This is a genomic window from Streptomyces sp. 35G-GA-8 (genome assembly GCF_023534745.1).
In the GTDB taxonomy this organism is placed as follows: Bacteria; Actinomycetota; Actinomycetes; order Streptomycetales; family Streptomycetaceae; genus Streptomyces.
In genome coordinates, this window is sequence record NZ_JAMHJQ010000010.1 from 165,515 (window position 1) to 179,910 (window position 14,396).

12 protein-coding genes and 1 pseudogene are annotated in these 14,396 nt (G+C 68.7%); 6 read left to right on the forward strand and 7 right to left on the reverse strand.

The window, feature by feature from the left end; genetic code table 11:
* The first annotated feature begins 156 nt into the window (after positions 1-156).
* On the forward strand, positions 157-2,430 hold the full coding sequence (locus M1203_RS23935) for a serine/threonine-protein kinase (RefSeq protein WP_249951837.1): 2,274 nt from the start codon (positions 157-159) through the stop codon (positions 2,428-2,430).
* 365 nt (positions 2,431-2,795) lie between these two features.
* Here M1203_RS23935 and M1203_RS23940 read toward each other — a convergent pair whose 3' ends face one another.
* Positions 2,796-3,413: a TetR/AcrR family transcriptional regulator gene (locus M1203_RS23940; protein WP_249951838.1), complete on the reverse strand. Its 618-nt coding sequence runs from the start codon at positions 3,411-3,413 to the stop codon at positions 2,796-2,798.
* Positions 3,414-3,571: 158 nt separating this feature from the next.
* On the opposite strand from M1203_RS23940, the gene M1203_RS23945 reads away from it, so the two are divergent.
* Positions 3,572-4,432, forward strand: a complete 861-nt coding sequence (locus M1203_RS23945; RefSeq protein ID WP_249951839.1) for an enoyl-CoA hydratase/isomerase family protein — start codon at positions 3,572-3,574, stop codon at positions 4,430-4,432.
* Between the two features lie 299 nt (positions 4,433-4,731).
* Positions 4,732-5,391, forward strand: a pseudogene (locus M1203_RS23950) (transposase).
* Positions 5,392-5,414: 23 nt separating this feature from the next.
* Here M1203_RS23950 and M1203_RS23955 read toward each other — a convergent pair.
* A complete protein-coding gene (locus M1203_RS23955) occupies positions 5,415-6,233 on the reverse strand; it encodes a helix-turn-helix transcriptional regulator (RefSeq protein WP_249951840.1) in 819 nt (272 codons plus the stop codon).
* 258 nt (positions 6,234-6,491) lie between these two features.
* On the opposite strand from M1203_RS23955, the gene M1203_RS23960 reads away from it, so the two are divergent.
* Positions 6,492-6,923: a peptidase inhibitor family I36 protein gene (locus M1203_RS23960; protein WP_249951841.1), complete on the forward strand. Its 432-nt coding sequence runs from the start codon at positions 6,492-6,494 to the stop codon at positions 6,921-6,923.
* A 292-nt stretch (positions 6,924-7,215) separates the two neighbouring features.
* A complete protein-coding gene (locus tag M1203_RS23965; RefSeq protein ID WP_249951842.1) occupies positions 7,216-8,043 on the forward strand; it encodes a hypothetical protein in 828 nt (275 codons plus the stop codon).
* 114 nt (positions 8,044-8,157) lie between these two features.
* Here M1203_RS23965 and M1203_RS23970 read toward each other — a convergent pair whose 3' ends face one another.
* Positions 8,158-8,490, reverse strand: coding sequence for a hypothetical protein (locus M1203_RS23970; RefSeq protein ID WP_249951843.1), 333 nt, complete (start codon positions 8,488-8,490; stop codon positions 8,158-8,160).
* 296 nt (positions 8,491-8,786) lie between these two features.
* On the opposite strand from M1203_RS23970, the gene M1203_RS23975 reads away from it, so the two are divergent.
* Positions 8,787-9,899, forward strand: coding sequence for a hypothetical protein (locus tag M1203_RS23975; protein ID WP_249951844.1), 1,113 nt, complete (start codon positions 8,787-8,789; stop codon positions 9,897-9,899).
* A 139-nt stretch (positions 9,900-10,038) separates the two neighbouring features.
* Here the strand turns inward: M1203_RS23975 and M1203_RS23980 are convergent, their stop codons facing one another.
* The 4 genes from M1203_RS23980 to M1203_RS23995 all read right to left on the reverse strand — a co-directional run bounded on the left by M1203_RS23980 (position 10,039) and on the right by M1203_RS23995 (position 14,069).
* Positions 10,039-11,424, reverse strand: a complete 1,386-nt coding sequence (locus tag M1203_RS23980; protein WP_249951845.1) for a hypothetical protein — start codon at positions 11,422-11,424, stop codon at positions 10,039-10,041.
* Between the two features lie 79 nt (positions 11,425-11,503).
* On the reverse strand, positions 11,504-12,097 hold the full coding sequence (locus M1203_RS23985; RefSeq protein WP_249952017.1) for a hypothetical protein: 594 nt from the start codon (positions 12,095-12,097) through the stop codon (positions 11,504-11,506).
* Positions 12,098-12,419: 322 nt separating this feature from the next.
* Positions 12,420-13,178 carry a calcium-binding protein gene (locus tag M1203_RS23990; RefSeq protein ID WP_249951846.1) on the reverse strand — a complete coding sequence of 253 codons (759 nt, stop codon included), beginning with the start codon at positions 13,176-13,178 and terminating at the stop codon, positions 12,420-12,422.
* A gap of 231 nt (positions 13,179-13,409) precedes the next feature.
* Positions 13,410-14,069: an NADPH-dependent FMN reductase gene (locus M1203_RS23995; protein WP_249951847.1), complete on the reverse strand. Its 660-nt coding sequence runs from the start codon at positions 14,067-14,069 to the stop codon at positions 13,410-13,412.
* Positions 14,070-14,396: the final 327 nt, after the last annotated feature.

Here is a 14,396-nt window from a genome sequence, read left to right on the forward strand (position 1 = left end):
CGAACGGATCCTCCGGGCCACCTGGCCAACCTGAAGTACGCCCCGCTCCGCCGCCTCCGCGCTGCCCGGGTCCGTCTGCCCCACAGCCCTTCGGCTAGTTTGTTGCAGGACAGGTACGCGGGCCCGTGGTACACGGGGGACGGGAGGTGGGGAAGAGTGTCGCTGCGCGTAGGCGATCCAGCTGAGATCGGCGGTTATCCGCTTGAGGCGCGGCTCGGCTCGGGTGGCATGGGCACGGTCTTTCTGGCCCGTACGAGTTCGGGGCGACCTGTCGCGATCAAACTGATCCACCAGCAGTTCGCGGGGGACGACGAGTTCCGCATCCGCTTCCGGCAGGAGGTGGCGGCCGCGAGGCGGGTGAGCGGCGCGTTCACCGCCGCCGTGGTCGACGCTGCCCCTGAGGCCGAGCAGCCGTGGATGGCGACGACCTATATCGAGGGACACACGCTCGCCCAGCACATCGCCGCGAAGGGCCCGCTGAACGGGCCGGAGCTGAGAAGGCTCGCCATCGGGCTGGCGGAGGCGCTGCGCGACATCCACCGGGTGGGCGTTGTCCACCGTGACCTGAAGCCCTCGAATGTCGTGCTCTCGCCCGAAGGCCCGCGCGTCATCGACTTCGGCATTTCGCGCGCCGTGGACCAGCAGACGCTGACGATGACAGGACGGGTCATCGGCACGCCGCCTTTCATGTCGCCGGAACAGTTGCAGGCGCCGCGTGGTGTGGGGCCGCGGTCCGATGTCTTCTCCCTGGGGACACTGCTGGTGTACGCGGCGACGGGCCACGGGCCCTTCGACGCGGACAGCCCCTATCTGACGGCGTATCAGGTGGTGCACGAGGAGCCGTCGCTGGATTCGGTGCCGGCGGCCTTGCGCGCGGTCGTCGAGCCGTGCCTGGACAAGGATCCCGGGGGGCGCCCCTCGGCGGACGAACTCCTGGTGCTGCTGCGCGATCTGCCTGCCGACGTCGGCGGGACCGACACGAACGGAGTCGGCGCGGGCCGCACCCGCGACATGATCACCGAGCATAACTTCGCGGCGCCTGCCACCCCGGCGCCTGCCAGCCCGGCGCCGACTGCCCCGACCGCCGCACCGGCCGGTCCCGATACAGGGAGCACGGGCACCCCCATCGGCCGCCGTCTGCGCGGCCGATGGCGGACTGTGCTCGCCGCCGCGGTCGCGGTGGCGGCGATCGGCGGGGGAGTCGCCGCGCTGCGGGCGGGCGGCGTCGGAGGAAACAACGGCGACGACAGCCGCAACAGCGTTGCGGCGCCCGGTGTCGCGGCGTCCGGTGCCGCACTTCCGGCGGGCTTCGAGCCGTGGCGCGAGACCGTGCCGGGCGGTCGCGAGGACATCCCCGACGAGCTGCGGTGCGTCGCGCGCGGCGACGCGGTGTTCTGCGGGGGCGGCAGTGTTGTCGCGACCCGTATCAGGGCCCAGGACGGCTCGCGGGTGTGGACGGCGAAGAGCCCGGGCGTCCCCGTCCAGGGCATGCACCTGGTGGGCGCCACCGACGACACGGTGCTCGGTTACCGCTTCGCCGCCGAGGACGCCCCACAGGACCCTCCGAGCGAGGTGGTGGCCATCGACGCGAACACCGGCCAGGAGCTGTGGTCCGTGCCGTCCGGCGCCCAGTCGACGGCCGTCACGGGCCGGACTCGGGACGCCCTGGTGGTCGGCTCCGCCGTCGTGACGGTCGACGCCTCCAACTCCCGCTTCGAGGCCCGGGACGCGCACAGCGGTGAGGTCACGTGGACGACGCCGTTCCCCTCAGGCACACAGTGCGCTCCCGTCCCAGTGGGCCCACAGCTCTTCGCTATGTGCGCGACGAATACGGAGGTGGACGCCTTGGAGGTGCGCCACCCCACTCTGTACCCGGTCGACCGCGCCTCGGGGAAACTGAGCGGGCCCATCGCGGTCAACGGCCCCGCCGTCCCGATGGGCGTCGCCGACGGCGAGCTCGTACTCCTTCTGGCACATATGGAGGGAACGGCGCTGGCCGGATACGACGGGGTGGCGCGGGTCGACCCGGCCTCGCGGAAGGTCACATACTCCCGGCTGGCGAAGACATACGCGGGGACGCCCGGCATGGCGGACGGCACGGTCTACGTGAGCGGGCAGACCGGTCTCGTCACGGCGCTCGACCCCGCGACCGGCAAGACGAAGTGGTCGCGGCAGACGGGCGTGGAGGGCGCGTCGGGCCCCACGGCGGGAGCCGACGCACTGTATTTCAGCTCGGCCACCGGCCGGGTGGTCGCGCTGTCGCCACACGACGGCAGATCTCTGTGGACAACAGATCCGCAGGCCGACGGTCTGACGGGCGAGCAAGGCACGAGCCCGCGCGTGACCGTCGTAGGGCGTGCGTTGATCGTGACCGCGGCCAAGAACACCGTCTTCGCCTTCGACACGCAGAAGCCGCCGAAGTCGGGCTGACTCCGGCGGCGCCGGACGCCTTCCCCGCGGTACGGACACCTCGGCGGCTCACTCGGTCGCCTGCGCGGCGAGGCCGCGTCCGGTGCGCGTGCGTCGCGCCCGTAGCCCTCCCCCGGCGCTGGTCGAGCCGTCGCGGGCACGGCGATCTCGGAGTGCGGCAATACACCTAAGAGGTCGCGCAGACAGGCGCTGCGGGGGCCTCGCCGGCCCGCATGACTGCGCGTGGACACCGTCCACGTCGGCCGGATCGGCACACTCCCGCACTCGCGGCCGGGGCTGGATTCCGACGACGCGATCACCGCCGCCGGGTCAACCACTCCTTTCGGCTGCTTCGGCACCGCCGAGGAAGCCGCCGCCGCGGCCCTTTACGACGGAGCGTCCGTCTGCTGGCAGGTCGGGGTCGAGAAGGCGGCGAACGCAGCGTCCAGCAGTTTGCCAAGGTCCTCTTGGCCGTCGCTCGCACTCCATTGCGCGAGGACGATCCACAGGATTTCGAGCGCCGCGGCTACGCGAACGTTGGCGATGATCGATGAGCCGACGGTCGAGGGGGTTGTCTTCTGCAGTCGGGCGACGATCTCCGGTCGCCATTCGGTCTGCTTCTCGCGGAGGCGTGCGCACAGGGCTGGGGTCTGCTCGATGAGGCCGAGGATCGTCACGAGTTCCTGGACGTCGCGTACAAGGAACGTCACGGCCGACTCCATGGCGTTGCGCAGCCTGCTCCAGTCGTCCTGGTTGGCCCGCTCGGCATCGAGCGCGTCAGTGATGACGTCACCGACAGGGTCGAAGACGAACAGGACCACGTCTTCCTTGGTGCCGAAGTAGCGCAGGAAGGTGCTCCGCGACACTCCGGCGGCTTCGGAGAGGTCGGAGAAGGTGACCTGGTTGAAGCCGGTGAGGCAGAACCGGTTGAACGCGACGCGGGCCAGCTCTGCTCGCACCGCGTGGCGGCTGATCTCACGGGTACCGACTGGCGCTGCGCTCATGGGGACGAGTGTACTCCGACACACTCATTTGCTTCTTCGAGCACAGGTTCCTAACCTGATACTCAGTGTCAGTCGTGATGCTGCGATTCGCGACTGTCCCCAGCCGGACGGCCCGGTCGGGTCACGGGCCGTCCCTTACCGCGAAATGGAGCCACCTCATGAGCTACGAAGACCTTCCCGCCCTGACGATCGACGTCTCGGACGGGGTCGCGACGGTGACAATCGATCACCCGCCGCTCAATCTGATGGACGCGGTCCTCCTGCCGTCGCTCCGGGCATTCGTCGCGCGTGTGCGGGACGACGCCGACGTCCGCGTCATTGTCTTCGAGAGTGCCGACCCGGAGTTCTTCGTTGCGCACGGTGACATGGCCTACCTCACCGACCCCGACGCGCTGCCCGCAGCCACTCGCGCCGCGATCGCGGCCGCACCGGGCTCGGCCATCCCCGAGGGCCTGAACATCCTCCAGGCGATGAGCGAGGAGGTCCGCTCACTGCCGCAGATCACCATCGGCAAGCTCGCCGGCTTCGCACGCGGCGCGGGCAACGAGTTCTTCATGTACCTGGACATGCGATTCGCGGCGATCGGCACGTCGGGGCAGGCGCAGCCTGAGTCCTTGATGGGGATCCTCCCCGGAGGCGGCGGCACGGTGAACATGACGCGCCTGGCTGGAAGGGCCCGCGCGCTGGAGCTCATCCTCGGCGCCGAACTCGTGGGCGCGGAGCTCGCGGAACGGTACGGTCTGATCAACCGTGCCCTGCCCGCCGCGGAACTCGATTCCTTCGTCGACACCCTCGCCCGACGGATCGCCGGCCTGCGGCCAGAAGTAATCCCCATTACCAAGGCTGCGGTCGACGCGGTCGCGCAGCCGATTCCTCATGCGGCGTACGCCGTTGAGAACGAGGGTCTGTTCGCGGCGTTCGGCGATGAGGTCACCGAGCTCGCCCACAAGCTGCTCGCCGCTGGTATCCAGACCCGCGAGGGCGAACGGGACCACGAGCGCATCGCCAACAGCATCTGAGTGGCCACGCTCTCGCCATCCGTGCGCAGAGGCTCCGTAGGAAGAGTTCCTCAGCCATTGCCGGCACGCGCGTTGTCGAGGGGGCAGGTCGACCACCCTGGTTCGCCGGGCCTGTCGGGAACACGACCGGCTGAAGCGCCGGAAACGGCGGGCACGGGAGTGGATGGCGCAAGTAACCGTAAGCTTGACAACGCCGTTCGGCCGCGCGGACAGGCGCGGTTGGGAAGGTAGGTAGCCGAGCGGGCACAGGTCCCGTTGATCACGGAGTTGCTGACGCTCTGTGATCACCGACAAGACCCGTGCCTACGCTTCCATCATGGCTGACCGAGCCGCTCTGGGACCAATTCGCGGTCCTGCTGCCTGAGCGCCCGGAATACCACCCGGATCATCCACTTGGCTGCCACCGCCGATGCATCAGCGACCGGATCATCTTCGACGAGATGCTGCAACTCCTGCGCTTCGGCTGTTCTTACGAGGCGATCGCCGACACAACCTGCTCGGCCACCATGATCCGCAGCCGCCGCGACCAATGGATACGACTGGGCGTCTTCGCCCGACTCAAGCAAATCGCCCTCAACGCCTACGACCGGATCGTCGGTCTCGTCCTCGACCAGATCGCCGTAGACGGCTCCATCACCGAAGCTCCAGGAGGCGGTGAGGTGGCCGGGCGTTCCCCGGTCGACCGCGGCAAACAGGGCCTGAAAAGCTCGAACGCGCCCGCACGGCCCCATCGCGCACAAAGGCGAGAAGGCGCCCATCCACGCCAGTCAGCGCTGGCCGTCGAACGCACCCATGCATGGCAGAACGCCTTCCACCGGCGCGCCCGCTGCTACGAGCGGCGCGCCCCCGTCGTCAACGCATTCTTCGACCTCACCGACACGGTCATCACCGTGCGCAGCCTGATCCGGCAAGCATGGATGACTCACCGCTGGGACGAACGCCCGAACCGCCGACCCTGACCGCACCCCTTTCCGCGCCACCTCTAAACCGCCAGGCTTTGCAGCGCCTTGTCCTCCGGCGTCCCCGGAGCCGCCGTATAGACGAGCAGACTCAGCTCCGCGTCCTGGGGGAAGCGGGTGATCTCGTACGACAGGGTGAGCGAGCCGAGTTCCGGATGGTCGATGCGCTTGAGTCCGTATGCCTTGGTTCGCACCGTGTGCTGCGTCCAGTGATGCCGGAACTCCGCGCTGCCTGCCTTCAGTTCATTGACCAGCTCCCACAGTTCGGGATCGTCGGGGACGACTCCGGCCGCGATCCGCAGCTGCCCCACGACCTCGCGGGCGACCATGTCGCGATCGGGATAGCGCCCGCCGATCGTCGTGTCGAGTAGATGAAGCCTCGGCAGATTGCGTTCACGCGCAGGCAGTCGGCCGAAGTCTGTGATGAGCCCGCACGCCGGCTGGTTCCAGGCCAGGACATCCATCCGGCGTCCCATGACGAGCGCCGGGGCGCTGATCCAGTCCAGCAACTGCTGTATCTCCGGGCGCGCTCCGTCGCCGTCGAGCGTTTTCCCGGCCACGTTGTGGGGGCGGGCGAGCCGGAACAGATGGTCCCGTTCGTCCTGGTCCAGTCGGAGCGCGTCCGCCACGGCTCCGAGCACCGCGTCGGAGACGCTGTGGTTACGGCCCTGCTCAAGTCGCATGTAGTAGTCGACGCTCACACCCGCCAGATGCGCCAGCTCTTCCCGCCGAAGACCGGGCACCCGGCGCTGTCCCGATCCGGAGGCGAATCCGACATCCTCGGGCCGGATTCTCGCTCGGCGCGAGCGCAGAAAGTTCCCTAACTCTCCTTGTTTCCTCATGGAGTTCATTGTCCTTCCTGGAGTTCGCGGTCCCTAGGTACGCCGTACCCCAGGCAAGGCGGGGCACACAGACGGGACGGCCCGCGGCGTGAACATGGGGAGGTGACCGGGCCGGCCCCCGCGCGGATCGAGTAGGAGTGGGGGCCGCATGGCAGATCGGTCCCCCGGTCAGTTGCGCCGAGACCTCGGCAAAGCCCGGGGAGAAGTGCACCGCTACCTCGTGATCGCAAGCTCAACCGAACCGAAAGGACAGACTCCATGCATGTCAAAGCTCGACTTCTCGTACCCGCTGTGGTGGCACTCCTGCTGCCTTTGAGCCTCACCACCACCGCGCAGGCGGATGCCCCGCGGATCCTCGCGGGAAGCTGCGTGGCACCCAACTTCTGCCTCTTCGAGAACAATGACTTCAACCAGGGGAACACCAACCACTGGCGTGACATCACGCACAACGACAGCGACTTCCGGGGGAACCACTGGAGGGACGGAAATGGGTGGCTCACCGACGATGACATGAACGACGAGACCAGTTCGGTGAAGAACCGGACCGGCGGGTCGGTGTGCCTCTACCAGGACCCCAACTACACGGGGGACCGCTCGGGCTTTTCCGACGGCGCCGATGACGGATACCTCGCCAACAACGCCATCGGGGACAACAGGGCTTCATCCGCCGAATTCGCCCGTTGCCGCTGACAGTTCGCCGCTTCAATGAGCCCGGGGTCCGCTCCATGAGCGGTTCCCGGGCTCCTCGGCAGAAGTGAAGGAACGCGTTGTGGATCGTCGACACATCACCGCACTTGTCGCTCTTGTCGCGGCTGCACTCACCGCACTCGCCGCATGCTCCGACCCCGACCAGCGGCCGGAGCACAGCGCTGCCGGCCCGTCCCTTCGGGAGGGCACCTCTCACGCCTCGGAGCTGGTGCTGCCTTTCGATACGTACAAGTGGACCGCACGCGAGACCTGGCTGCACGATCGGGCTCGTCGGGTGCTGACCGAGCGCTGCCTCGAAGGCCGTGACGTCAGTCTCGATTTCCCGGACACCGGCCCCGAGCCGCCGGACTCCTATGACAACAGCCGCCGGTACGGGGTCGCGGACGACCGCGCGGCGGCTCTCTACGGCTATCACTTACCGGAAGGGGAAGGCAGCCGGGACAGCGGCGCCACTACGGGGTGGGGCGAAGCCCTGAGCGCGGAGGAGGAGGCAGCGCTATACGGGACGGACCTGAGTCCCGGCTGCTACCGTCACACCGATTCCCTGCTCGCCCGCGGTGTACCGGAGGCCGACCTCCCCTGGTTCGCCGACCAGAGCGCCGAAACTCTGGTGAGGACCGAGAACGACCCGACCGTCACCCAAGCGCGAAAGCGCTGGAGAACGTGCATGAACCAGGCCGGCCATCCCTATACGGATCCGTCGGCCGCGATCGGTGATCCACGCTGGAACCTCGAAGGCCCCACGATCACCGAGCGGGAGAAGAAGACGGCACGGACCGACGTGCGCTGCAAACAGTCGTCGGGCCTGCTGAGCAACTGGCACGCGGCCGAGACCGCCCTGCAGCGTCAGCTGATAGCGCGTCACGCGGATACCTTCGAGGCCCTGTCATCACACAAGCGTGCCCTGCTGAAGAACGTTCTCGCCGTGCTGAACAGTCAGGCGGTAAGCGGCTCCAGGGCGACGGCTGCGGGGCATCGGCCGAGCGTCTTTCGGCCGATGCCCCCGCTCTTCTCCGGGGCCGACGAGTTCTTCGCCCAGGCCGACATCGCGGCACCCGAGCCGGCCGTCGAGCAGACGCCCGGCGGGGAACCCGAGCCATGACAAGTGGCGGACGAACGCCGCTGGTTCACCCACAGGGGTTGGTGGTCGCTGCCGCGACCACCTCCAACCTCATCGAGGCCGCCGTCGCGATCATTGCGGGCACGATCGCTTCTTCTAGGCGCCCGGTTCCATCGTCGCCCTCACCCGGGGGTGGGACTGATACTCGGCGCTGCCGAAGTACTCGGCGCTGACGCCGCCCTCCAGCGCCCTGCCCCACTTCAGCGGCTGAAGGTAGTTGTTGCCGGCGTTGAGCTCCGCCTCACCACGGTCGTTGGTCCGTGCCGAACCGACGGAGTCGTCGCCGTCGCCCGTGTAGAACTCGATGTCCTCGCCTTCGAGGGGCTCACCGTCGGGAATGCTGTGAAGGGTGGCGACGACTCTCGCCGTCGCGTTCTTGACGTGTCCACTCGTGTTCCTGACCCGCAGTCGGGTCTTCTTCTTGGCCATACCCTGACTCCTTGTGCTGAAGGTGTGACGCCCGGCGCCACAGAGCGGGGCCACTGTGGCACGGGCCCACCCGGTACCCGGGGAACGACATCCGCCGTGCCCGGCGCGCCGCCCGTATGCCCTACCAGCAGGGCAGATTGGCGTAGTCGGCGGGAGCAGCGGTCGCAACGCGCGCAAGGGCCACTGACGATGGAGATACCGCCACGGGCACATGCCCGCGGTGACGTCTGCCCGCGACCGGTGTGATGTGCCGTCAGGACAGCCGCCCAGGTCCGGGCGATGACAAGGAGACTTCCATGGCCCACCCCGCACCGTTTCACCCCGCCCGGCGGCAGTTGGTCCGCCGTACGGCACTGGTCGTTCCCGCGCTGTCCGTTCTCACCCTGTCCCTCGTCGCGCCCGCGGTGGCCACCGCGCGGGACGGCGGCGGCCCTCCCGGTCCGGTGCCCAGGGCTCGGGCCTTCGACGGGGAGCGGGCCCTCGGGGCGGTGTCGGAAGTGACACAGCTGTGCGGCCGGCCCGGGAGACACAGCTGCTCGTTCCGGCTCGATCCGAAGCGCTCCCGTGAATTCACCAGCGCCGTGCACTCCGTGGCCAACGGCGCCATCAACTGCACCAGTGAACCGATGACCATCAAGCGGACGGTGACGCTGGAGTCCGGCAGCACCGACAACATCGGTGGGGAGATCTCGGGCAGCGGCACCATCGAGGGGGAGGTGGCGACCGACAACGAGGTCAGCGGTTCGGGCACGGCCACGGTCTCGGCGCAGCAGACGCACGAGGAGAGCGACAAGGCCAGCGCGACCAAAGAGACCACCGCCACGGCCGGCACGACGAATCACACCGCCCCCAAGGACAAGGGTCCCAACCAGGAGACCAAGGTCGAGGGCACTGCCAAGGACAGCGTCACCGTCGAGCACCAGGTCACCAACACCGATCAGATGACGGAGACGGGCAGCACCACCGTGGCCGCCAAGAGCAATATCCATCTCGCGCTGAAGGGTGCCTTCACCGCGGCGTTCAAGGGCACCTGGAACCGCACCTGGAGCATGACCAACACCGAGACGACCGAGGTCTCATTCACCATCAAGGCCAACGACGAGTTGCAGTTCGGTGCGCTGAACGCGATGACCCGCGTCACCGGGGACCTCGTGGTGGACGGCACGGGCAAGCTGGTCAGGAATGTGGCCGTGGACGGCCCCTCCACGGTGAACTCCAGCACCGTGGTGGCACAGACCTTCACCAACCCTGACAAGTGTCAGACCCTGCGGCCCAAGGGGGCCGAGGCCAACCAGCCCGACGAGGAGCGCCGCAGCCTCCAACGGACCGCCCCCGCGCCCCGAACGGGCACGCCCACCGGCCGCTACGTCCTGGAGTCGAACCGGAAGACCTGGCGGCGAGTCGGCTGATCCGTCCCCCGCGACACGGGGGTGAAGGGCGGCCGGATCTGATCCGGCCGCCCTTCACCGTGCTCGGCGCACGGCCCTTGTCAGTGGGTCCGGGAATCCTCGATGTCAGTGGGTTCAGGACTCCTCGACGTCAGTGGGTTCAGGACTCCTCGACCGGGGTGACCGGCCGGACCCGGGTCCCGGCGTCCGAGGCACGCGCGGCCACCGGGAGCAGTGCGGTCACCGGGATTCCGGCGCGCAGGGTCGGGGCACCGATCGTCTCGTCCGGGGTCCGCACGTTGTAGCGGGAGTCGGCGCAGCGGGCCAACTCGACCTTGCTGAGCGGTCCGGTCCGCTGGTAGAAGCGGTCGCCGAAGGCACCCGACGGAGCATCCGCGGTGACGTCCAGGCGCAGATCAGGGGTCTTCACCAGAGTGCCGGTGAGCCGCTCCCGGGCCGGCTGTACCTCGACCCAGCTGACCTCGCCGGGCTGGACGGTGACGGCGAGCTTGCGCTGTTCCTTGCGGTTCCACAGCAGGGGATTGGTGGTGGCCATCTCCAGCGGGTTGCCGTCGGCCCGGGTGAAGCCGCCGCCGATCTGCACGGCGATCTCCTTGAGGCTTTCGTTGAGCGGCTGCCGCGGATTGAGGGGCTTCTTCTCCACCGCCACGAAGTACTGGGTGAGGTTGTCGTAGGGATACTCCTGCCACTCCACCGGACGTTCGTCGGTGATGGCGTTGCGGGTGCAGTTGATGTACGCCTGGCCCACCATGCGCGGCCGGTCGTAGTACTGGAAGGAGTAGCGTTCGTCCTTCTCGAAGCGGCAGGCGTCGGCGGAGTTGCATGCCGTCACGACGTCCTTGGGCGGGACCGCCTCATGGTTCTTGTACGCCTCGGGCATCGGAAGCTGGGGCTTCTTGTCCTTGTACGGTACGGGCGCGGGCTCCTGCTGGGCACGGAACCGGGTCACCAGCGGGCCGCACTTGGACGCCTTGTCCGGCTGCTTCGAGGCGAAGGTGATCTTCGGGTTGTTCTCCTCGGCCGTGAAGGAGTACGAACGGCCCGACTGCCAGGCCGCTCTGCCCTTGTCCGTGCCCTTGGTGGTGAACTGCTCGGGCACGGCAGGGCCGGCCGACGGCCCGGGTGCGACCACCTCGTAGCGTTGCCCGTCACCGACCTCGTTCTGCTTGCAGTCGGCGTGGGTGCTGGGACTGTCGTCCCAGGTCACGGTGGTCTTCGAGCCCTTTTGGACCCGCCACAGCCGGGTCGTCAGGGTGCCCGGTCCCGCGGAGTTCAGGGAGACCGCCTGGAGCCCGTCGGGGTGGCCCGCGAGTGCTTTGGGGAAGTGCTGGACCTGCACCCCCGTCCACCGGTCGGGAGCCTTTGCCGCGGGTGCCGCGGTCGTCAGCTCGGGCACGGCGGCGTCGGGGTTCTCGATGGGCGCGGCGACCTCCTCTGCCGCGGCGGCCGGCAGCGGCGGGGCGGCGAGTACGAGGGAGCCACCGAGCAGGGCGGTCATGCAGCGGCGCGCGAGGCGTCGTGACACGGACATCTCCTTGTCTGGAGCGCTGGGCTGTGGTCTGGAAGGGCCCAGCCGGTACGGAGTGCCGGGCCCGGCGGACTGATCAGCAGGCCCACCACTCGGAGGGGGGAACGATCACATTCGAGTCGGTCAGCCGGTCCCGCATCCCGGAGGAGGAATGGCACAGCTCCGCCGTGCCGCTCGCGGCGGACTGCTCCCGCCGAACCGCGTGGAACTCCTGCTGCGCCTGGGCATGGGCGTTCTGGTTCTGCTGCCAGGTCTCCTGCGCCTGGCCTGTGATCGGCCGGGCGCAGTTGTGGAAGTTCTCCACCTGGCACTTGTCGTTGGCCGCCTGATTCTTTGCCACGCCGGAGCAGGCGGTGCTCGCCGGGATCCCGTTGACCGACTGGCAGGGGTCGGCGCTCGGGGGCGGCGCGGGCACGGGGTTCGTCGAGGGCACGGGGGGAGGCGTCGGCTTCCCGGGCGCCGGCGCCTCGGGGGCCGGTACGGGAGGGGTGGGGGCGGCCGCCGCGCGGACCTCGGCGCCGTACGGCTGGGGGACCTCGGCGCCGTACGACTGGGGGACGGCGGCACTGGAGGCGACGGCGGAGGGCTGTCCGAAACCCAGGGTGACCAGGCCCGCCACGGCCGCGAACACGGCCAGGACCGGCAGCAGCCGCGCGTACAGGACACGCATGGGACTCCTTCTGTCAGGGGGCTCTGTGGCAGGCCGGGGACCGGCCCGCGGCGACAGGTTCCGGCACCCCTGGCGGCCCTGCCATCCGGCCGCTGTGGATCTTGAGCCATCAGCGGGACAACTCCCACGAGTGGCCCCAACGTCGCACGGGAGTCGCTCTTTACTCGGACTGTCCCGGCTCCGGGCCCCTGCTCACGTTCCTGAGCACATCGACTCCTCGCGTGCGCGTCGCGCAACGGGCGCCGCCCGGGAGGAGCACTGGTTCCGCACCGCCGCCGGCTCCCCGCACCCCTGCCGGGGGTACGGGGAGCGGCTCGCGTTCCTATCGGACGTCGACGTAATCGCCCGTGGCGCTGACTGCCGCGGAAGACGAGTTGCCCGCGAAGGAGAAGCGGTAGTAGCCGTCGACCGTGGCCTTGGTCGTGGTCTTGACGTTGCCCTTCGAGTCGGCCTTGAGGGTCTTCAGCGTGGTGTAGGTGCTGGAGCTCTTCTTACGGAACTGCAGCTGCACCGACTGGGAGCCATACCCGCCGAACTTCAGCGTCTCCCAGTTGGCGCGGGTGAGCGCGCCGGTGACGGTGATGGTCTTGCCCTTGCTCACCGGCTCCGGCGTGGCGTTGACCGTGAACTTGGTGGCCCGCTGGAACCAGAAGGAGCCGGCCTTCTCCTTCCATACGAAGTCGCCGTCCTTGGCGTCCACCCACGCGTCGACGTACCAGGTTCCGGCGTTGGAGTTGCTGAGGTAGTCGGTCCTCGGGTCGATCCTGACCGAGGCGGTGCAGGTCGAGGTGGTGGCGTTCGCGGCGGTGCAGGCGGGCTTGCCCGTCAGCTCGAAGCCGTAGCCCGGGCCGGCGAGTGAGAACGCATCGGCGCCCTTGATGCCAGATTTGTCGGTAGCCGTCACGCTGACCTTGATGGTGGTCAGTCCGGATGTGCCGATGGCCACCTTGTTGTCACCGTCGACGACAACCTTGGTGATCTTGGTGTCCCCGGTCCCGCCGTCGGCCTGTGCGGCCGGGACGGCGACGGCGGACAGGGTCAGCGCGCCGGTTATGACAGCGACAGAGGCGCGTATGCGCATGAGTCGTCCCCTCGTAGGAAGAACGCGGCCCCCGGCTCGCCGACGGCCGTGCCCCCCTTGCTCGTTCACGTCTGCGGGGCCTGGTGGCCCCTCAGAGGTGGGACAGGGGACGGGAGCGAAAGGTTGTAGGAGATGTGAAGAATTTCTGGACATGCCGTGGGTGTGCGTTGTGAAGCCCACGCGGGCGGCGGCGTCGGCGGAGAGCCGCCGACCCGGCGTGGCGAAAGAGGGTCAGTCCTCGCTCCGGTGGGTGACCGGCGCGTCGGTGCGATCGCCGGGGAACTCGTACCAGCGGCGCCGCAGACACACGAACTCCACATCGGCGCGCACCAGCCGCATGAACCCGCAGACGGTGTCGGCGAGCCGCTCCTGGGAGCCGGGATGGGCGAGTCGACCGTCCTCGGTGAAGGCATCGTACGCACGGGGCAGGCTGAACATGTCGGGGTAGACCCGTGTGCCCAGGTGTTCGAGCGGGACCCGCAGCGCCCACAGGCCGCGGTTGCCGCCGATCATCGACGGGGAGGACGAGACCAGCAGCGCGTGCTTGGTCTTGAACGGCTGCGGCCGTACTCGGGAGACCCAGTCGATGGCGTTCTTGAGCAGTCCCGGGACGGAGGCGTTGTACTCGGGCGACGAGATCACGAACGCATCGCAGCGATTGATCTTTTCGCACAGGGCCAGGGCGCCGGCGGGCAGCCCTTCGGAATCCTCCACATCCCCGTCGTACAGCGGCATGTCGAAATCCCGCATCCTGGCGAGGTCGACCTCGGCGCCGGTCTCGGCGATCAGGCTCGACGCCAGCGAGGCGAGCCGCGCGTTGGTGGACCCGGCACGCAGCGCGGCTCCGAATACCAGAATCCGAACGGGCGGTGGTTGAGCGTCCATGGTCATCCTGCGGCCTCTTTCGCCGGGCGGTTGTCCCCCGGCAGCCAGTTTCCCCCAGCCCGGCCTGCCGAACCGGTCGACACTCTGCGGCTCCCAGAGCGATGCCGCAGGGGCCGAGCGGGCACGCTCCGCCCGCCGGCCCAACTGCTCGCGCGGCCGTTCCAGAGCAACGATCGGATGGTTTACGCCACTTCAGGGTGTTCAGTCATCCGAGCCGGGTACGTAGGGGTTCGTTATGACCCGGCCGGATGGGTGTCGATTGGCGCTGCTCCGCTGCTGCCTTCCTGGCCGTGTCCGTCCTGGGGTGGAGCTGATCGGGCAGATCTCCGAGGT

Coding starts and splice junctions, on each gene's coding strand:
- M1203_RS23940 (WP_249951838.1), bottom strand. CDS start 3,413: ATGAGCGCAGCGCCAGTCGGTACCCGTGAGATCAGCCGCCACGCGGTG.
- M1203_RS23945 (WP_249951839.1), top strand. CDS start 3,572: ATGAGCTACGAAGACCTTCCCGCCCTGACGATCGACGTCTCGGACGGG.
- M1203_RS23955 (WP_249951840.1), bottom strand. CDS start 6,233: ATGAGGAAACAAGGAGAGTTAGGGAACTTTCTGCGCTCGCGCCGAGCG.
- M1203_RS23960 (WP_249951841.1), top strand. CDS start 6,492: ATGCATGTCAAAGCTCGACTTCTCGTACCCGCTGTGGTGGCACTCCTG.
- M1203_RS23970 (WP_249951843.1), bottom strand. CDS start 8,490: ATGGCCAAGAAGAAGACCCGACTGCGGGTCAGGAACACGAGTGGACAC.
- M1203_RS23975 (WP_249951844.1), top strand. CDS start 8,787: ATGGCCCACCCCGCACCGTTTCACCCCGCCCGGCGGCAGTTGGTCCGC.
- M1203_RS23985 (WP_249952017.1), bottom strand. CDS start 12,097: ATGCGTGTCCTGTACGCGCGGCTGCTGCCGGTCCTGGCCGTGTTCGCG.
- M1203_RS23990 (WP_249951846.1), bottom strand. CDS start 13,178: ATGCGCATACGCGCCTCTGTCGCTGTCATAACCGGCGCGCTGACCCTG.
- M1203_RS23995 (WP_249951847.1), bottom strand. CDS start 14,069: ATGACCATGGACGCTCAACCACCGCCCGTTCGGATTCTGGTATTCGGA.